We start from the raw sequence: 233 nt of genomic DNA on the forward strand, positions 1-233 counted from the left end.
GAGCCCGGCTGCCGACGATCCTCGCGCGCGTGGTCGCCCCGATCTCCCTCCCCGGTATCGCCGCCACCGCGCTGATCTGCTTCATCTTCAGCTGGAACGAGCTGCTGTTCGCCCGGGTGCTCACGGGTGTGGTCGCCGAGACCGCCCCCGTCTTCCTGACCGGCTTCATCACCAGCCAGGGCCTGTTCCTGGCGAAGGTGTGCGCCGCGTCGCTCGTCATCTCCCTGCCGGTG

1 pseudogene is annotated in these 233 nt (G+C 69.5%); it reads left to right on the forward strand.

Annotated features, from left to right (window positions below):
* A pseudogene (locus tag GT354_RS44670) lies at positions 1 to 233 on the forward strand (carbohydrate ABC transporter permease); the annotation flags it as partial.

The sequence above is a fragment of the Streptomyces sp. SID3343 genome, assembly GCF_009865215.1.
Taxonomy (GTDB): Bacteria; Actinomycetota; Actinomycetes; order Streptomycetales; family Streptomycetaceae; genus Embleya.